We start from the raw sequence: 17,855 nt of genomic DNA, 5'->3' as shown, positions 1-17,855 counted from the left end.
GCCCAGTCCGCACCCGAATCCGCCGCTTCGAGGTGGCGGGCGGTCACGGCGAGAGCCTGCTCGGGCGTACCGAGGAAGGCGGCGGCGAGTGCCTCGAACAGCGCGCTGATCGCCGCGTGCCCGTAATCGGCTGCGGTGGTGAACATTTCGCGAGCACGGGAGAGGAGCACCAGTGCGCGCACATCCTGATCGACGAGCATCAACCGGCAGCCCAGGGTGAATACCACCGGGGCGGGCAGCGGAACGTCGGCGGTGGGGTCGGCGGCCAACCGTGCCCGTGCCGCCGGCTCGGGCACCGCGGCCGCCACGCAGCGGTCGAGCAGCTCCTCCGCCTCGCCGGGCTGCCCCTGGCACAGGCAGATCCAGGCGATCGTGGCCATCGCACGGATCCGCAGCGGCTCGGGCGCGGATTCGGCGACGGCCAGGGTCTTCGCGGCGCGACGCCGTGATTCGCGCAACGAACCCCGGAAGAAGGGCACATGCAACGCGATCATCCCCAGTGCGATCTCCAGCCCGGCCACCGCGTCGTCGGGCGAGTCCAGGCTGCGGTCGATGGCGATCAGCAGGTTGTCCCACGACGCGCGCGCCCACTGCGGCAACCGGCCGTCGCCGTCGTCGGAACTGGTGATCCGGTCGCGGTAATAGCGGCGGTGCCGGTCCGCCAGCCGCCGCGGCTCACACGGATCGCGTTCGGCCAGGCGCTCCCGGGCGAACAGCCGCAGACTCTCCAGCAGCGAATAGCGCACCTCGCGGGCGCTCAGATGCACGGTGACCAGCGATTGGTCGGCCAGTCGTTCGAGCAGTTCCTCGACCTCCGCGGCGGCCGGCTCCGCTGCGGAACCGTCGGAGGTGTCGAGGCCGGAACAGACGGCCACGATCGCGTCGAGGTCGGCGCCCACCTCGAGACCCGAGTCGTCGTCGGCGTCGGCGGGATTGACGTCGTATCCGGGTGCGAAGACCGACATCCGCTCGAACAGCAGCCGTTCGCGCGCGTCGCACAGTTCGAACGACCACGCGATCACGTCGGTGATACCGCGATGCCGGGTGTCCGCGCCGACCAGAGTGGCCGGTGGCCAGTGCAGGCGGGTGTCGCCGGCCCGGCCGTCGAGATCGCGCAGGATCACGGCCGGCGGCCGCCGCCGCAGCCGGGCCGCCGCGAGCCGGATGTGCAGCGGGTAGTGGTGCAGATGCCGGCAGATGGAGGCCACCGTGCCGGCGCTGTCGGGGCTCAGCACGGTACCGGTCAGCGCCGCGCGCTTGTGGAACAACTCCACGGCCTGGCGCTGCGTCAACGGCGGGAGCGGTAGGAGCTGCTCGTCGATCCAGCCGAGGGGGCGACGGCTGGTGGCCAGCACCGTCAGGCCCGGCACCGTCTCGATCAGCTCGGCGATCACCTGTCCCGCGCCGTCGGTGACGTGTTCGCAGTTGTCCATGACCAGCACCGGTGGCGCGGCGGCGGCAGTGAGGGTATCGCTGAGCGCGGGCCAGGGATCCCGCCCGGAGAAGTCGTGATCGACGACCGCGCGCACCACTTCCTCGGCCACGCCGGCCGCGTCCGTCCCCGCCGCCAGGCGCGCCAGACGCACCCAGTGCACGCGTCGCCCGCCGGTCCGGGGCAACCGGTGCACGGCCTCGGTGACCAGGCGAGTCTTGCCCAGCCCACCCGCGCCGATGACCGTGATCAGCCGCGCGGGCCCGGACAGCAGGGTGGCCAGCCGCCCCAGTTCCGGTTCGCGGCCGATGAATTCGTCGGAGGTGGTCGGGACGGTGCCCACCCGCAGTGGCGCCATCTCGCGACCCTACCGCCCGTGCGCGTCGGCCGGGCGGGCAGCGGTGCGCCGCGGCGTTGTGGTCGCGAATATCGCTGGCGCACATGGTTACTCGAGGGTTTGTGAGGTTTCCCAATGATATCCGGGAATCTGCTGTGCGATGGCGTCCGGCAGGTCACAATGATCTTCATGGCGGCGACAGGGGGTTGTGGCAACGTGGGTGAAATGGGCCGGGGGAGCGGTGAAACGGCTGGGGGAGAGAGCACTTCGGAACGGGTGGGTGGTGCGGCCGGACCGGCTTTGACCGCCGTCGTCGACACCGAGCGCTATCCGCTGGACGCACCCGGCAGCGCGCGGTGGGACGAGGTGGTGCGCCGAGCGCGCGAGGACCTCGCCGCCGACGGCTGCACCGTCCTGCCCGGCTTCGTGCGCCCGGACCTGCTGGCCACGCTGCGCGAGGAGGGCGCCGAACTCGCCCCACACGCCTACTACACGGTCCAGAAGGTCAACGCGTACAACATTCCGCTCGACAGCGACCTGCCGCCCGACCACCCGGCCACGATCGTGCTCGAGCGCGGAAACGCCTTCGTCGCGCGGGATCTCATTCCCCGGACCGCGGTGATCCAGGTGCTCTACACGAGTGCGGCGTTCCAGCGATTGGTCGCCGAATGCTTCGGTCTGCCGCAATTGCACGAATACACCGATCCGCTGGCGGGGTTGTGCCTCAACGTGGTTGCGCCCGGCATGTCGCATCCGTGGCATTTCGATACCAACGAATTCACGGTCTCGATGCTGACCCAGGAGCCGGACGCGGGCGGGGTCTTCGAATACTGCCCGCGTATCCGCACACCGGAATCGGAGAATCTGGCCGATGTACGGGCGGTGCTCACCGGATCGGGTGAGCCACTCATCCGGCGGCTCACACTGCGCCCCGGCGATCTGCAATTGTTCCAGGGCCGTTTCTCCCTGCACCGCGTCTCACCGGTGGAGGGCGCCACCCAGCGTCACAGCGCGATCTTCGCCTACAGCGACCGCCCGGGCATCGTGGGCGCGGTCGAACGCACCCGGCAACTGTTCGGGCGGGTTCTGCCGGACCATCTGGCCGCGGCGGGCAATGCCGTACGCGGCGACCGACTTCTCGACTGATCACCCGTTCGACTCAGGAGGATCGCCCGTGACGGTTTCGATGCACAGCACCGGAAAAGCCTCGTTCGACGATATCTACGACCGCCCCGATCCGAGCGCCTACTGCCGCCGGATGGCCGAATTGGACTACTGCATACCGGAATTGGCGAAGCCCGCTTTCCTCGAACTGTTCGCCGACTACGAGGCGCACACCGGTACCGCGCCCACCGTCCTGGACCTGGGCTGCTCCTACGGGGTGAACGCGGCGCTGCTGCGCTTCGGCACCACCGTCGCCGATCTGGCCGAGCACTACGGTGATGCCGACACCGCCACCTGCATCGCCCGCGACCGCGCCCGCCTGGCCGCCGACGACCGGCTGCCCGCGATCCGCTTCATCGGCATGGACGCCTCCGCACCGGCGCTGGACTACGCGGCCGCCACCGGACTGCTGCACGAAACCGTCCACGCCGATCTCGAGGCGGGCGATCCCACCGAGGCGCAGCGGAAGATCATCGGTTCGGCGGATCTGGTGATCTCTACGGGCTGCGTCGGTTACGTCACCGGCCGCACCCTCACACGGGTGGCCCGCGCGCACGGTACCCGGCTACCGTGGATGGCACACTTCGTCCTGCGGATGTACGCCTTCGAACCGATCGCAAGCGAGCTCGCCGCCCTGGGGTACCGGACCGAACGCCGTCCCGGCACTTTCCGGCAGCGCCGCTTCGCCTCCGCGGCCGAACAGCAACAGGTACTGAATACGTTGACCGCCAACGGAATCGATCCGACCGGCTACGAATCCGACGGCTGGCTGCACGCCGAACTGTACATATCCACACCGACCCCCGAGGACCGCCCGTGACCGACCGTACCTTCGCCTTCGACGATCAGCTGCCGCGCGTGCCGCTGCCCACGCTCGACGACAGCTGTGCGCGTTTCCTGCAGTGGTCGCGGCCGCTGCTGTCGGAGGACGAATACGCCGATACCGAGCGCGCCGTGGCCGATCTGCTGCGCGCCGACGGTCCGGCCCGGATCCTGCACGCCGATCTGGAACGGTTCGACAGCAGCCCCGGCGTCGGCAGCTGGCTCGACGAGTTCTGGCCCTCGCGTTATCTGGGCCGTCGCGACCGGATCGCGGTCAACGCCAACTTCTTCTTCCTGTTCCGCGACGACACGCCACTGGCGCAGTCCACTTCGGATCAGCAGGCCGAGCGCGCCGCCGCGCTGATCACCGCCGCGGTGAACTACAAACTGCTGCTCGATCGGGAGGAGATCCCGCCGGTCGTGCAACGCGGAGCGCACTTTTCGATGGCGCAGAACAAATTCCTGTTCTCCGAGACCAGGATTCCGGGCGATCCGCAGGACAGCGTGCGCGTGCCCTACAGCGACGAATGGCCCGGCCCATCGCAGGCGCGTCACATCGTGGTCTTCCACCACGGCGCCATGTTCCGGATGGAGGTCATCGGCGCCGGCGGTGCGCCGCACGCCCCGGAGGACCTCGCCGACGGACTGCGGGCCGTGCTCAAGGCGGCGCCCGAGCAGCTGCCGGTCGACTCCTCGGCCGGGCATCTGACCACCATGGCGCGCGCCGAATGGGCCGGTGTGCGTGCCCGTCTGCTCGATGATCCGGTGAACGCGGCGGCACTGGAGTCGATCGAAACCGCGCTGTTCTGCGTCTGCCTCGACGATGTGACCCCGGCCGATCAGCTCGCGGCCAGCGATCAGCTGCTGCACGGCGACAGCGGTAACCGGTGGTTCGACAAGGCGGTCTCGCTGATCGTCTTCGCCGACGGCAGCGCCGGTATCAACGTCGAGCACTGCGGACTCGACGGCACCACCATCCTGTCGTTCGTCGACCGGCTGCTCGAGGCTCCGGCCGGCGAGCATGCCGCGCAGTCGGGGGCGCAACCGCAGGGACTGCCCTCGGTGGAGCCGATCGAATTCCGGCTCGACGATCGGTTGCGCGGTGAGATCTCCTCGGCCGCAGCCGCGTTCGCGCAGTTCGTCGCCGACAACGCCACCACCACGGTGTCGTTCGACCGCTTCGGTACCGGCCGCGCCAAGAAACTCGGCATCTCGCCGGACGCCTTCGCGCAGTTGAGCTATCAGCTCGCCCATCAGCGCAGCAAGGGGATGATCGGGGCCACCTACGAATCGATCGCGACCCGGCAGTATCGCAACGGCCGCACCGAGGCGATGCGCGTGGTGACCCCGCAGATCCTGGAATTCGTTGCCGCCATGGATGATTCGTCGGCCGATACGGCGACGAAACTGGCCGCCGCCCGGGCGGCCGCGACCGCCCACGTGGAGCGCGCCAAACAGTGCCAGCGCGGTGAGGCGCCGGAGCAGCATCTGTGGGAGCTGCAGTGGGTGCAGCGCCGGCGCGGCGCCGAACTGGGCGCGACCGAGCCGATGCCCTTCTTCGACAGCCCGGGCTGGATCATCACCCGCGACGACTACCTGAGTACGAGTTCGGCGCCCTCGGCGAATATCGAATACTTCGGTTTCGGCTGCACCAGCCAGAAGTGCATCGGCATCGCCTACGTCCTGCTGCCGGACCGCTGGAACATCTACCTCGCCACGCCGAAATCCGTTGCGGAGCAGATGTATCGGTTTGCGGACGAACTGCGGACCGCAGTGTCCGAACTGGAGGAACTGCTCGCTTCGGCCTGATCGGAGGGCATTGCTAGCCTCGTTCCCGTGGTCGACTCGGTGATGCCGCAGTTCGCCTGGCGCCAGGTGACACCGGCGGATTTCGCGCTGCTGGGACATTGGCTGGCGCAACCGCATGTGCGGCGGTGGTGGCATCACGACTTCGACGCCGCCTCGGTCGAACGCGATTTCGGCCCGACCGCGCGCGGGGAGGTGGCCGCCGAGGATCTGCTCGTCAGCGCCGACGGTGAACCCGTCGGGCTGGTGCAGCGGATCCGCTGGGCGGATTGGCCCGAGTACGTGGAGCAGATGCGGCCGATCCTCGAGGTGCCCGGCGAGGCCGTGTCGCTGGACTATTTGATCGGCGAGCCGGGGCGGGTGGGTCGCGGCCTGGGTTCGGCGATGCTGCGCGCGGTCGTCGCGGCGAGTTGGGGCGATTATCCGCGCGCCGACTGCATCGTCGTCCCCGTCGCGGCGGCCAACCGCGCGTCCTGGCGGGCGCTGGAGAAGGCCGGTCTGCGCCGAGTCGCGGCAGGGGAGCTGCCGCCGGACAACCCGATCGATGACGGATGGCATTACATCTATCGCATCGATCGTCCCCGCGAGGCTCCGGCGGCATCGGCGCCCTCCGGACGGTGACCGCGCGCACACCCGCGGCAACCGCGGGGCCCGCGCCGATAACCGATTGCGGGACATATGCGGTCGTCTGAAAGAATGGCCTCCCGTGAAGACTTTCGAAACCCTGTTCGCCGAGCTGCAGGATCGTGCGGCCAACCGTCCGGAAGGTTCCGCAACCGTGGCGGCATTGGACGCCGGGGTCCATGCGCAGGGCAAGAAGGTGATCGAAGAGGCCGGTGAGGTGTGGATCGCCGCCGAACACGAGACCGACGAACAGCTGGCCGAAGAGATCTCGCAGCTCCTGTACTGGGTGCAGGTGCTGATGGTGGGCCGCGGTCTGCGGCTCGAGGACGTGTACCGACATCTGTGACGGGTGAGGCCCGGGCCACCACGGCTTCCGGGCGACACGGTTCGACCGCTCCCTGACACATCTGTCCGCCACCCGTCCCGAAAGGACACCCCATGCTTCGCGTCGCAGTCCCCAACAAAGGCGCTCTGTCCGAATCGGCCGTCGAAATTCTCACCGAGGCCGGCTACCGCAAACGCAGCGATTCGCGCGACCTGTCGGTGATCGACAATGCCAACCAGGTCGAATTCTTCTTCCTCCGCCCGAAGGACATCGCGATCTACGTCGGGTCGGGACGCCTGGACCTCGGCATCACCGGCCGCGACCTGGCGCTGGATTCCGGCGCCCCGGTGCAGGAGCGCCTCGGCCTCGGTTTCGGCCGCTCCACCTTCCGCTACGCCGCCCCCGCCGGTCGCGAATGGAAGGTCGAGGACCTCTACGACAAGCGGATCGCCACCAGCTACCCGAATCTGGTGCTGCGGGATCTGCAGCGCCGGGGGATCGAGGCCGAGGTGATCCGCCTCGACGGCGCGGTGGAGATCTCCATCCAGCTCGGCGTCGCCGATGCCATCGCCGACGTGGTCGGCTCCGGCCGCACCCTGCGCCAGCACGATCTGGTCGCCTTCGGCGATTCGCTGTGCGATTCGGAGGCCGTGCTGATCGAGGCCACCGGTTCCGATCACAGCGACAAGGTCCGCAACCAGCTCATCGCCCGGGTCCAGGGCGTGGTCTTCGCCCAGCAGTATCTGATGCTGGACTACGACTGCCCGAAGGATCTGCTGGACCGCGCCGCCGCGATCACGCCCGGGCTGGAGTCGCCGACCGTGTCCCCGCTGACCGATCCGGACTGGGTCGCCGTGCGCGCGCTGGTGCCCCGCAACCAGGGCAACGGCGTGATGGATCAGCTCGCCGAACTCGGCGCCAAGGCGATCCTGGCCACCGATATCCGTTCCTGCCGCGCCTTCTGACGTCGACGGACGGCGTCCCGGTCACGGGTGCGGCACCGTCGCGGCGGCATCGTCCGGCCAGCCCGGATACGGCGGCGGGGTACCGCCGTAGGCCGGGCACAGGGAGCGGTACTCGCAGAATTTGCAGCTCCATCCGGGCCGCGGCGGGAAATCTCCGTCGCGGCCGGCGGTGGTGATCGCCGTCCACAGGGCCGACACGATGCGCTCGAACCGGACGAGTTCGTCCGCGTCCGGCGCATAGGTCAGGATCTGCCCGTCGCGCAGGTACAGCAGCCGCAGCTGGGCCGGGACCACTGCGCGGGTGCGGTACATGATCAGCGCGTAGAACTTCAGCTGGAACAGCGCCTTCTGCTCGGCATCGGGCGCTGGAGCGCGGCCGGTCTTGTAGTCGACGACCCGCAACCGGCCGTCCGGCGCGATATCGATGCGGTCGACATAACCGCGCAGCGGCGACCCGTCCGCCAGCCGGACCTCCACCAGCGATTCGCAGGACTCCGGGTCGAATGCGGTGGGGTTCTCGAGGTGATAGTAGTCGCGGACCAGGCGGCTCACCTCGTCGAGAAACGGTGGGAGACCGCCTTGTTCGAGCACCACCTCGATCTCGGGGCGATCTGCCAGCAAACGCTGCCACGTCGGCTCCACCAGCGCCGCGGCGCGCTCCGGAACGCGTTCACCACTGGGTAGCCCGTACAGCGATTCCAGCACCGCGTGCACCACCGTTCCACGCACGGCGTCGCGGCCGGGAGTTTCCGGAATGCGGTCGATGGCGCGTAATCGGTATTTGAGCGGACATTGTTTGAAATCGATTGCCCGCGAGGGCGACAACGCCGGTCCGCGGGAAACGGCCGGTAATTCGGGCGGGGTCGCCGTCGGTGGTGCGGACATACCTGGCAGGCTATCGGCGGGTACCGACACATTCCGCGGCGCGTTACCGCCGCCGGAAATGACGCACAGGAGAACGGAGATTCATGACGGCCAGACGGACCGGTCCATTCGCCACGGGGGACCGGGTGCAGCTGACCGATGCCAAGGGCAGGCAACACACCGTCGTCCTGGAGCCGGGCAAGGAGTTCCACACCCACAAGGGACCGATCCGCCACGACGAGCTGATCGGCGCCGACGAGGGCAGTGTGGTCCAATCCGCCAACGGCACACCGTATCTCGCGCTGCGGCCGCTGCTGGTCGACTACGTGCTGTCGATGCCGCGCGGTGCGGCCGTCATCTATCCCAAGGACGCCGCGCAGATCGTGCACGAGGGTGACGTGTTCCCCGGAGCGCGGGTGCTCGAGGCCGGCGCCGGATCGGGTGCGCTGACCTGCTCGCTGCTGCGCGCGGTCGGCCCGAACGGCAGTGTGCGCTCCTACGAGATCCGCGAGGACCACGCCGAGCACGCCGTCCGCAACGTCGAGCGATTCTTCGGCGAACGGCCGGACAACTGGACGCTGACCCTCGGCGACGTCGCCGACTACGACGGCGAGCAGGTCGACCGGGTGGTGCTGGACATGCTCAAACCGTGGGATGCGCTGCCGGCGGTGTCGCGCGCGTTGATCCCCGGCGGGGTCCTGATCGTCTACGTCGCCACCGTCACGCAGCTGTCGGAGGTCGTGGAGGCGCTGCGCCAGCAACAGTGCTGGACCGAGCCCCGGTCCTGGGAGTCGCTGGTGCGGCCGTGGCATGTGGTCGGCCTGGCGGTGCGCCCCGAGCACCGCATGCAGGGGCATACGGCCTTCCTGGTGAGTGCCCGGCGCCTCGCCGACGGCGTGGTGGCACCCAAACCGCAGCGGCGGCCCTCCAAGGGCTGAGCGGGCGACTCAGGCCTCATCCCTCCGCTTCGCCGTGCTCGGCTCGATCGGCAGCCTCCTACCGACGACGCGGCCCCGGTTCGCGCCTGGCGAAACCGGGGCCGGTGTCGTGCCGCGATCAGGGCTGGCAGGGCGCCATACCCATGGCCAGGATCTGGCAGGCGGAGGCGTCCGACAGCTGCCAGCCGGCGGCCGAGTGCTGCCAGGTCATCGGCATCGGGCCCGCCGGGCCGTGCGGCGAGGTGATGGTGACCTGGCCGGTGGCCTGGTCGCCCTCGGTCTTGATGTCGGCGACGGTGAAGGTGATGGTGCCGTAGTTGGCCAGTCCCTTGGTCATGGTGTCGATGTTGGCGGCGCGCTTATCCCCTCCGACCACCAGTTTTTCCTTCTCGGCGGTCGGCTTGGCCGGATCCACGAAACCGTTGAGGGTGGCCTGCAGCTCCTCGGCGGTGGGGGCGGGCGCGGCGGTGGCGCTCGTCGCGGCGGCCGCGGCCGAGGTGGCCGTGGTGGCGCTCGTCGGCGTGGAGTCCTGGGAATTGTCGGACCCGCATGCTGTCATAGCGGTAACGGCGAGCGCGGCGAACGCGGTAGCCGTAGCAAGACGCAACCGGCGCGAACCGGAAACACCGGCGGTCCGCGTGGCGTTGCTCCCGGTGCGGATACTGCCACCGAAGGGAGTAACGCTGTGGCGGGTAGGAAGGAGCATCGACTAGACCTTTCGGTTCGGTCCGGCGAATTCGCTCGCCGAATGCAGGTTAGGGCAGGCTAACATGGTGGCCCGGGCCGGTAGACCGCAGCTGAGATGTGATCACGACGAAACCATGTCGGAAAGCGAGAACGGTTCGCGCCCGGTAGCGTTGATAGACCGGGACTGGGAGGAGCAGCATCATGAGCCCCATCGAGAATTCGGATTCGGCGGCCTGGAGAGAACTCGAGGTGGTACGCGCCGAGGCGGCTGCACTCCGTAGGCAACTCGCCGACTCGCCGGATCGTTCAAGGGAATTGGAAGCTCGTATCGATTCGCTGACGATTCGCAACACCAAACTGATGGACACCCTCAAGGAGGCTCGTCAGCAGTTGGTGGCGCTGCGTGAGGAGGTCGATCGGCTGGGCCAGCCGCCCAGCGGCTACGGCGTGCTGATCGGTGTGTACGAGGATCAGACTGTCGACGTGTTCACTTCCGGACGCAAGATGCGCCTGACGTGCTCGCCGAACATCGACACCTCGGAACTGCACTACGGACAGACCGTGCGCCTGAACGAGGCGCTCACGGTCGTCGAGGCCGGCACCTTCGACCGGACCGGTGAGATCGGCACCCTGCGCGAGGTCCTCGACGACGGCCGTCGTGCCCTGGTCGTGGGGCACGCCGACGAAGAACGCGTGGTCTGGCTGTCGGGCCCGCTGTCGGCGCTGGTCGACGCGGACGACGTCGAAGATCCCAACGCGCCCGTGCGGCGGTTGCGCCCGGGTGATTCGCTGCTCGTCGACACCAAGGCCGGATTCGCCTTCGAGCGCATCCCCAAGGCCGAGGTCGAGGATCTGGTGCTCGAAGAGGTGCCCGATGTCGGTTACGAGGACATCGGTGGCCTGGGCCGCCAGATCGAGCAGATCCGCGACGCGGTGGAGCTGCCGTTCCTGCACAAGGATCTGTTCCGCGAGTACGCGCTGCGCCCGCCCAAGGGTGTGCTGCTCTACGGTCCGCCCGGCTGCGGTAAGACGCTGATCGCCAAGGCGGTCGCCAACTCACTGGCGAAGAAGATCGCCGAGGCGCGCGGTGAGGACGCCAAGGAGGCCAAGTCCTTCTTCCTCAACATCAAGGGTCCCGAGCTGCTGAACAAGTTCGTGGGCGAGACCGAGCGCCACATCCGGATCATCTTCCAGCGGGCTCGTGAGAAGGCCTCCGAAGGCACCCCGGTGATCGTGTTCTTCGACGAGATGGACTCGATCTTCCGCACCCGCGGTTCGGGTGTGTCCTCGGATGTGGAGACCACGGTCGTGCCACAGCTGCTGTCGGAGATCGACGGTGTGGAGGGCTTGGAGAACGTCATCGTGATCGGTGCGTCCAACCGCGAGGACATGATCGACCCCGCGATCCTGCGGCCCGGCCGCCTGGACGTGAAGATCAAGATCGAGCGTCCGGATGCCGAAGCGGCACAGGACATCTTCTCCAAGTACCTGACCGAGCAGCTGCCGCTGCACGCGGACGATATCGCCGAGTTCGCCGGCGATCGCGCCAAGTGCGTCCAGGCGATGATCGAGCGGGTCGTGGACCGGATGTACGCCGAGAGCGAGGACAACCGCTTCCTCGAGGTCACCTACGCCAACGGTGACAAGGAGGTCCTGTACTTCAAGGACTTCAACTCCGGCGCCATGATCCAGAACATCGTGGACCGTTCCAAGAAGTACGCGATCAAGTCCGTGCTGGAGACCGGCAATCCCGGTCTGCGCATCCAGCATCTGTTCGATTCGATCGTCGACGAGTTCTCCGAGAACGAGGACCTGCCCAACACCACCAATCCTGATGACTGGGCACGTATTTCGGGTAAGAAGGGCGAACGGATCGTCTACATCCGGACGCTGGTTACCGGTAAGAACGCTTCGGCGAGCCGGGCGATCGATACCGAATCCAATACGGGTCAGTACCTCTAGGAGTACCGCACACACACGAAGGCCGCGCCCGCATCGCGAGCGCGGCCTTCGCCGTATCCGGTGTCAGCGCCGGGCAGTGGCCACCGAGTCGAGCACAATATCGGTGGCCGGTGCGCCGTCGCCGGATCCGTCCTTCACGCCGCCCGCGGCGATGTTCTGCAACACGTCCATACCGCCGGTGATCCGGCCGAACGGGGTGTAGTTGGGCGGCAGTTTGCTGTCGGAGTAGACCAGGAAGAACTGGCTTCCGTTGGTGTTGGGGCCGGAGTTGGCCATCGCGACCGTTCCCGCCGGGTAGGTCGCACCGGCGAGGTTCTCGTCGCCGAACCGGTAGCCGGGACCGCCGGTGCCGGTGCCGGTCGGGTCACCGCACTGCAGCACGAAGATGCCCTCGGTGGTCAGGCGGTGGCAGCGGGTGTGGTCGAAGTACTGTTCGCCGGCGAGGAAGGCGAACGAGTTGACCGTATGCGTCGCGTGCGCGGAGTCGAGGGCGACTGTGATGGTTCCGCAGTTGGTTTCCAGCGTCGCGGTGTAACCGGCATTGGGGTCGATGGTCACCGCGGGTTCGGCCGGCCACTGCTTGCCGTTGGGCGCAGCGTCGCCGGGGGTCATGCAGCCGGGAGCCTGGGTGTGCAGTGGCAGCGGGGCGGCCACCGCGGTCGTGCCGCCGGCCAGCAGCGCGATCGCCGCACCCGCCGCCGCCAGGCCGCTGCGCACCGGCAATCTGCGCGATCTGCGGTCGCGTCGGGCGGAGTGGTCGAGATCGGACTGCGAGTGTGGGAAATCGATATGCACCGGGGCGGGCCTCCGACATTCGTCTCGTGATTCGGTTCGGTCGCCCGGCATCATCGCACGCCCGCCCGCCGGGTGCGGGTGAATGGGACATCCCGCCCCCGGCGCTGCTAACGTCGCGGCCATGCAGGTGGTGTTGCGGCATAATCCGTCGTCCACGGTGGCGCGATGTTTTCTCGCCGGCGGGGAGCCGTTGCGTGCGGAAACCGGTGCGATGGTGGCCCATTCGGCCGGTGTGAGCCTGGCCGCGAAGGCCGAGGGCGGATTCCTGGCGGGGCTGAAGCGTTCCGTGCTGGCCGGCGAGTCGTTCTTCGTGTCCACGTTCACCGCGCCTCCGCAGGGCGGCTGGGTCGATGTCGCGCCGGCGTTACCCGGTGACATGCTGGCGCTGCCGATCGCGCCGGACCGCCCGTACTTCATCAGCCGCGGCGGCTGGATCGCCAATTCCCATGGCGTGCAGGTGGAAGCGAAGTGGGGCGGTTTCGCCAACATGTTCGGCGGCGAGGGCGGATTCGGCCTGCGCGCACAGGGGCAGGGCGAGGTCGTGGTCGGCGTCTTCGGCGCCATCGACGTGATCGATCTGCAGCCGGGTGAGTCGGTGACCATCGACTGCGGCCACGTGGTGGCCTACGACCTCGCGTTGAAATTCGGTATCCGCCGGGCGGTTTCGGGTCGTTCACTGCAATCGATCACCTCGGGCGAGGGGCTGGTGTTCGACTTCACCGGCCCGGGCCGGGTGCTGCTGCAGACCCGCAACCCGGGCGCGTTCGCGGCGTGGGCCGGTGCGGTCACCTCGTCCGGTTAGGGCCGATCACGCGGGTGCAGCAGGTCGCCGATCAGGACTCGGGTGTCGGGGACGAACGGCCACCCGGGGTCGCTCAGATGCTCCCACAGCTGGGCGTCGGTCCACCACCAGCCCGCGGCGATCTCCTCGGCCTGGACGGTGATCGGCCCGTCGGAGCGGATCTCGTAGGCGAACAGATGGCACCGCATCGGGCGGCCCGCCCAGCTGCCGTCCCAGGACACCCGGGCCAGCGGCCGTGGGTCCGCCGGGGCCGCAACGATTCCCAGCTCCTCGCTCAGCTCGCGCGCCGCCGCGGCGGCGGGATCCTCCCCGGGGGCCAGCACGCCGCCGGCCAGACAGTCGTGCATTCCGGCGAACACCATCTTCGTATCGGTCCGCCGATGGACGTAGATGCGCCGCCCGTCGAGCGATCGCACCAGCACGCCGGCACTGGCATGCCACAATCCTTCGGCATACACCTCGGCGCGTTCGGCACTGCCGGTCTCGTTGCCGTGGCCGTCGTAGACGGCGATGACCTCACCCATTCCCGCCACCCTAGGCGGTGGGCGGGGGAGAATGCGCCCACGGTGGCGTATCGGCGGCGAGCGCGGACGATGGTGGTAGGACAACGGCGAGGCGAGGTGATGCTCCGTGGTGATCGATCTGAACAGCGATCTCGGGGAGGGGTACGGTGCGTACACGATGGGCGACGACGAGGCGCTGCTCGACGTCGTGACCAGCGCGAATATCGCCTGTGGTTTCCATGGCGGGGATCCGGTGATCATGCGGCGCACGTGTGATCTGGCGGTCGCGCACGGGGTGCGGATCGGCGCGCACATCTCCTATCGCGACCTCGCCGGATTCGGCCGCCGCGAGATGGCGGTGTCCCCGGACGAGTTGACCGCCGAGTCGATCTATCAGATCGGCGCACTCGACGGCTTCGCCCGGGCGGCCGGCGATCGGGTGCGCTATGTGAAACCCCATGGTGCGCTGTATCACTCGGCGGCGTCCGATCCGGCCGCAGCCGAGGCGGTGGTGGCGGCGCTGCTCACCTTCGGCGAGTTGAGCCTGCTCGGGCCCGCCGACTCGGAGCTTGCTCGCGCCGCGGAGGCTGCCGGAATCTCGTTCCACGCGGAGGGTTTCGCCGACCGCGCCTACACCCCCGAGGGCAGGCTGGTGCCGCGCGGGCGCGCCGGTGCGGTGCTGGCCGCGGAAGCGGCGCTGGGGCAGGCGGTGTCGATCGCCGTGGACGGACACGCCCACACGGTGGCCGGCGACCCGGTGCGGGTCGAGGTGCGCAGCCTCTGCGTGCACGGCGATTCGCCCGATGCCGTCCGGATGGCGCGTTCGATCCGGCAGTCGCTGCTGGACAAGGGCGTCGAACTACGGAGCTTCACATGAGCGCGGTGACCGTGCGGCCCGCGGGTGACCGCGCGCTGCTCCTCGAACCGGCCGACGCCGCCCAGCTGCCGCTGCTGCTCGACCACCTGCGGCGCGCACCGATCGACGGGGTGGCCGACCTGCTGCCCGCCGCTCGGACCGTCCTGCTCACGCTGTGTCCCGGCATCGACCCGGCGGCGATCGAATCACGCGTGCGCGCACTGGATCTCGCGCCGGGCGCCGATTCCGACCACGCGGCCGAGGCGGAGACGGTGATCGTTCCGGTGTGCTACGACGGGCCCGACCTCGCCGATGCCGCCGGACATCTGGGTGTCACGCCCGGGGAACTGGTCGAGCGGCATACCGGTGCGCAGTGGCGGTGCGCCTTCCTCGGTTTCGCGCCCGGATTCGGCTACCTGCACGCACCCGACGCCGGACTGTCGGTGCCGCGGCGCCCGCAGGCACGCACCACGGTCCCGGCGGGTTCGGTCGCCCTGGCGGGGGGATACAGCGCCGTCTATCCACGCAGCTCGCCGGGCGGCTGGCAGATCATCGGCCGCACCGACCTGGTGCTGTGGGATGTGGCGCGGCCGGAACCGGCGCTGTTGCGTGCGGGTACCCGCGTCCGATTCGTGGCGGTGGATCGGTGAGAGCCCCGGCGGTGCGGATGCGGGTGCTCGAGGCGGGCGCGCTGAGCACCGTGCAGGATCTCGGGCGGCCGGGATGGTTCCACGCCGGGGTCGGGGTCTCGGGGGCCGTGGACCGCCGGGCGCTGCGGCTGGCCAACCGCCTGGTGGGCAATGCCGAATCGGCGGCGGCGATCGAATGCGTGCTGGGCGGGCTGAGCGTGGAATTCGACGCCCCGGCGGTCGTGAGCGTCACGGGTGCGCCGGTGCCGATCAGCGTCGGCGTGCGAGCGGAACCTCCGGCTTCGGTCCTGTTCGTCGCGGCAGGGCAGCGGGTGCGGATCGGCATGGCCGAGGCGGGTCTGCGCTGCTATCTGGCGGTGCGCGGTGGGATCGCGGTGGAGCCGGTCCTCGGCTCGCGCAGCCGCGACACCATGGCGGGCCTGGGTCCGGAGCCGTTGCGCCGAGGAGACACCCTGCCGGTCGGTGCCCCGCCGCGCGGCTGGCCGACCGTCGAGATGGCGCCTGTCGCGCCGCTCACTCCGGGGACGCTGCGGGTGCGCGCCGGGCTCGGACCGCGCGCGGACTGGTTCCACAATCCCGCCGATCTGTTCACCGGCGCCTGGGCAGTCTCCACCGACACCGACCGGATCGGTGTGCGCCTGGACCGCCACGGCGACGCCCCGCCGCTGCGCCGAATCGACGATGCCGAATTACCCACTGAGGGAATGGCTTTGGGGGCGATTCAGGTGCCTCCCGCGGGGCGGCCGGTGGTTCTGCTGGCCGACCGGCCGATCACCGGGGGCTATCCCGTGGTGGGCACGGTGATCGACGACGATGTGGATCTGCTCGGTCAGGCCCGGCCCGGCCAGTTGATCGAATTCTGTTCCTGGCAGCCCTGATCCGCCGCGAGGAGGGGTCGGTATACCTCTCGAGGTGGACAGCGGATCGGTCTGCGGGGCGACTCCCCGGCGGCCGGAAACCGATACGTTCGCAGACGTCCCCCGAAATCCGCTCCAGGAGTGTGCCGGTGACCGATGTGTACGAGTCCGACACCGGAGCGCGCAGCGCGACCGGATCGACCGGAGCGCGCAGCGCGACCGAATCGGCCGCGATCGCACCTGTCGCGTGGCCCGTGGTCGCGCCGATCGCCGCCCTCGGCGGCGCGGCGCTGCTGTTCGCGGCCTCGAAGTACGGGTATTTCGGCGACGAACTCTACTTTCTCGCCGCCGGCCGCCGGTTGAACTGGGGTTACGCCGATCAGGGCCCGATGCTGCCGCTGCTGGCCCGGATCATGGACATGCTCGTCCCCGGCTCCTATCCGGCGTTGCGTATCCCCGCGGTGCTGATCACGGTCGCGGCGATCGTGCTGTGCGCCATGATCACTCGCGAATTCGGCGGCGGCCGCAGCGCGCAGGCACTGGCCGCCCTGTCCTACGCGTGCTCGCCGTTCCTGCTGCTGCAGGGCTCGATGCTGACCACCAATACCGTCGATACCGCGCTGTGGGTGCTGATCACCTTGCTGGTGGTGCGGTGGGTGCGGACTCGCCGCGACGCCCTGCTGCTGATCGCCGGCCTCGTGACGGCGGTGGATCTGCAGGTCAAATGGCTGATTCCCTTCTTCTGGATCGCGCTGGCCGTGAGTTGTGCGGTCTTCGGTCCGCGTGAGTTGCTGCGCCGTCCGCTGCTGTGGGCCGGTGCGGGACTCACCGTGTTGTCGGCGGTGCCGCAGGTGATCTGGCAACTGCGCCACGGCTGGCCGCAACTGGCGATGGGCGCCGAGATCGCGTCCGAACAGGCGATCATCGGCGGTCGCCTGCTGTTCGTGCCGATCTCGCTGATCCTGGTGGGCGTTCTCGGCGTGCCGGTCCTGCTGGGCGGGTTGTGGGCGTTGCTGCGCTGGAAACCGTTGCGGCCGTACCGTTTTCTGGGCGTCACCCTGATCGTGGTCGATATCGTCTTCCTGATCACCGGCGGGCGGGTGTATTACCCGGCCGGGATGTACGGGGTGGTGCTGGCGGCCGGCGCCGTCGCGCTGGTGGACTGGATGCGGAAGCGGGCGGCGGTCGGTCGCCGGATCGCGGGTGTCGCGACTCTGGTGGTGACGGTTGCGGCGTTGGCCACCATCGTGACGTCGCTGCCGTGGCGTCCGGCCGCGGCGATCGAGCCACCCCGAGACGATGTCTCGGCGGCGATAGCGATCGGCACCTACGGGCAATTCGGCTGGCCGGAACTCACCGCGGCGGTGACGACGGCCTATCGCGGGCTGCCCGCCGCGCGCCGCGACCGCGCCGTCGTGGTCACCGACACCTACTGGCAGGCCGCCGCCCTCGACCACCTCGGCCGC

18 protein-coding genes are annotated in these 17,855 nt (G+C 69.1%); 13 read left to right on the top strand and 5 right to left on the bottom strand.

From position 1 onward, the window contains the following. On the bottom strand, positions 1-1,790 hold a 1,790-nt coding region (locus RJ03_RS13320; protein ID WP_036501818.1), incomplete at its 3' end, for an ATP-binding protein. Between the two features lie 279 nt (positions 1,791-2,069). Between RJ03_RS13320 and RJ03_RS13315 the strand changes: the two genes are divergently transcribed. The 6 genes from RJ03_RS13315 to hisG all read left to right on the top strand — a co-directional run bounded on the left by RJ03_RS13315 (position 2,070) and on the right by hisG (position 7,475). Beyond that, the gene (locus RJ03_RS13315) at positions 2,070-2,915 is read left to right on the top strand and encodes a HalD/BesD family halogenase (protein WP_036501827.1); all 846 of its coding nucleotides are present in this window, start codon (positions 2,070-2,072) and stop codon (positions 2,913-2,915) included. Between the two features lie 28 nt (positions 2,916-2,943). After that, positions 2,944-3,753, top strand: coding sequence for a class I SAM-dependent methyltransferase (locus RJ03_RS13310; protein WP_198163911.1), 810 nt, complete (start codon positions 2,944-2,946; stop codon positions 3,751-3,753). Next, the gene (locus RJ03_RS13305; protein ID WP_036501812.1) at positions 3,750-5,564 is read left to right on the top strand and encodes a choline/carnitine O-acyltransferase; all 1,815 of its coding nucleotides are present in this window, start codon (positions 3,750-3,752) and stop codon (positions 5,562-5,564) included. The genes RJ03_RS13310 and RJ03_RS13305 overlap by 4 nt, the downstream gene beginning before the upstream one ends. A gap of 27 nt (positions 5,565-5,591) precedes the next feature. Continuing rightward, on the top strand, positions 5,592-6,182 hold the full coding sequence (locus tag RJ03_RS13300) for a GNAT family N-acetyltransferase (protein WP_245552275.1): 591 nt from the start codon (positions 5,592-5,594) through the stop codon (positions 6,180-6,182). Positions 6,183-6,267: 85 nt separating this feature from the next. After that, on the top strand, positions 6,268-6,531 hold the full coding sequence (locus tag RJ03_RS13295; RefSeq protein WP_030518144.1) for a phosphoribosyl-ATP diphosphatase: 264 nt from the start codon (positions 6,268-6,270) through the stop codon (positions 6,529-6,531). 92 nt (positions 6,532-6,623) lie between these two features. Beyond that, a complete protein-coding gene (hisG, locus tag RJ03_RS13290; protein ID WP_036501811.1) occupies positions 6,624-7,475 on the top strand; it encodes an ATP phosphoribosyltransferase in 852 nt (283 codons plus the stop codon). Between the two features lie 21 nt (positions 7,476-7,496). Here the strand turns inward: hisG and RJ03_RS13285 are convergent, their stop codons facing one another. Then, on the bottom strand, positions 7,497-8,360 hold the full coding sequence (locus tag RJ03_RS13285; protein WP_036501809.1) for a RecB family exonuclease: 864 nt from the start codon (positions 8,358-8,360) through the stop codon (positions 7,497-7,499). Between the two features lie 83 nt (positions 8,361-8,443). Here RJ03_RS13285 and RJ03_RS13280 point away from each other — a divergent pair, with 83 nt between their 5' ends. Then, positions 8,444-9,277, top strand: a complete 834-nt coding sequence (locus tag RJ03_RS13280; RefSeq protein WP_036501807.1) for a tRNA (adenine-N1)-methyltransferase — start codon at positions 8,444-8,446, stop codon at positions 9,275-9,277. A gap of 118 nt (positions 9,278-9,395) precedes the next feature. Here RJ03_RS13280 and RJ03_RS13275 read toward each other — a convergent pair whose 3' ends face one another. After that, the gene (locus RJ03_RS13275) at positions 9,396-9,884 is read right to left on the bottom strand and encodes a WKL family lipoprotein (RefSeq protein ID WP_036501824.1); all 489 of its coding nucleotides are present in this window, start codon (positions 9,882-9,884) and stop codon (positions 9,396-9,398) included. A gap of 281 nt (positions 9,885-10,165) precedes the next feature. On the opposite strand from RJ03_RS13275, the gene arc reads away from it, so the two are divergent. Then, entirely contained in the window at positions 10,166-11,926 is a 1,761-nt protein-coding gene (arc, locus tag RJ03_RS13270) for a proteasome ATPase (RefSeq protein WP_036501801.1), read from the top strand. Positions 11,927-11,989: 63 nt separating this feature from the next. Here arc and RJ03_RS13265 read toward each other — a convergent pair whose 3' ends face one another. Continuing rightward, the gene (locus RJ03_RS13265; RefSeq protein ID WP_371507397.1) at positions 11,990-12,721 is read right to left on the bottom strand and encodes a peptidylprolyl isomerase; all 732 of its coding nucleotides are present in this window, start codon (positions 12,719-12,721) and stop codon (positions 11,990-11,992) included. A gap of 121 nt (positions 12,722-12,842) precedes the next feature. Here RJ03_RS13265 and RJ03_RS13260 point away from each other — a divergent pair, with 121 nt between their 5' ends. Then, positions 12,843-13,523, top strand: a complete 681-nt coding sequence (locus RJ03_RS13260) for a TIGR00266 family protein (RefSeq protein ID WP_036501799.1) — start codon at positions 12,843-12,845, stop codon at positions 13,521-13,523. On the opposite strand, the gene RJ03_RS13255 is transcribed toward RJ03_RS13260, so the two are convergent. Next, the gene (locus RJ03_RS13255; RefSeq protein ID WP_036501797.1) at positions 13,520-14,047 is read right to left on the bottom strand and encodes an NUDIX hydrolase; all 528 of its coding nucleotides are present in this window, start codon (positions 14,045-14,047) and stop codon (positions 13,520-13,522) included. The genes RJ03_RS13260 and RJ03_RS13255 overlap by 4 nt on opposite strands. A gap of 106 nt (positions 14,048-14,153) precedes the next feature. Here RJ03_RS13255 and RJ03_RS13250 point away from each other — a divergent pair, with 106 nt between their 5' ends. The 4 genes from RJ03_RS13250 to RJ03_RS13235 form a co-directional block, all read left to right on the top strand. After that, positions 14,154-14,903 (top strand): LamB/YcsF family protein, encoded by a 750-nt coding sequence (locus RJ03_RS13250; protein ID WP_036501795.1) that lies wholly within the window; start codon positions 14,154-14,156, stop codon positions 14,901-14,903. Then, complete coding sequence (locus RJ03_RS13245) at positions 14,900-15,532, top strand: 5-oxoprolinase subunit B family protein (protein WP_036501793.1); 633 nt, start codon at positions 14,900-14,902, stop codon at positions 15,530-15,532. The genes RJ03_RS13250 and RJ03_RS13245 overlap by 4 nt, the downstream gene beginning before the upstream one ends. Before the next feature lie 17 nt (positions 15,533-15,549). Beyond that, a complete protein-coding gene (locus RJ03_RS13240; protein ID WP_036501791.1) occupies positions 15,550-16,410 on the top strand; it encodes a 5-oxoprolinase subunit C family protein in 861 nt (286 codons plus the stop codon). A 128-nt stretch (positions 16,411-16,538) separates the two neighbouring features. Next, a partial coding sequence (locus RJ03_RS13235; RefSeq protein WP_245552274.1) for an ArnT family glycosyltransferase occupies positions 16,539-17,855 on the top strand: 1,317 nt, incomplete at its 3' end.

This window comes from Nocardia aobensis NBRC 100429 (assembly GCF_000308375.1).
GTDB classification, from domain to species: Bacteria; Actinomycetota; Actinomycetes; order Mycobacteriales; family Mycobacteriaceae; genus Nocardia; species Nocardia aobensis.
This window is presented reverse-complemented; position numbering and strand designations above follow the sequence as displayed.

Coding starts and splice junctions, on each gene's coding strand:
- RJ03_RS13255 (WP_036501797.1), bottom strand. CDS start 14,047: ATGGGTGAGGTCATCGCCGTCTACGACGGCCACGGCAACGAGACCGGC.
- RJ03_RS13245 (WP_036501793.1), top strand. CDS start 14,900: ATGAGCGCGGTGACCGTGCGGCCCGCGGGTGACCGCGCGCTGCTCCTC.
- RJ03_RS13280 (WP_036501807.1), top strand. CDS start 8,444: ATGACGGCCAGACGGACCGGTCCATTCGCCACGGGGGACCGGGTGCAG.
- RJ03_RS13240 (WP_036501791.1), top strand. CDS start 15,550: ATGCGGGTGCTCGAGGCGGGCGCGCTGAGCACCGTGCAGGATCTCGGG.
- RJ03_RS13260 (WP_036501799.1), top strand. CDS start 12,843: ATGCAGGTGGTGTTGCGGCATAATCCGTCGTCCACGGTGGCGCGATGT.
- arc (WP_036501801.1), top strand. CDS start 10,166: ATGAGCCCCATCGAGAATTCGGATTCGGCGGCCTGGAGAGAACTCGAG.
- hisG (WP_036501811.1), top strand. CDS start 6,624: ATGCTTCGCGTCGCAGTCCCCAACAAAGGCGCTCTGTCCGAATCGGCC.
- RJ03_RS13285 (WP_036501809.1), bottom strand. CDS start 8,360: ATGTCCGCACCACCGACGGCGACCCCGCCCGAATTACCGGCCGTTTCC.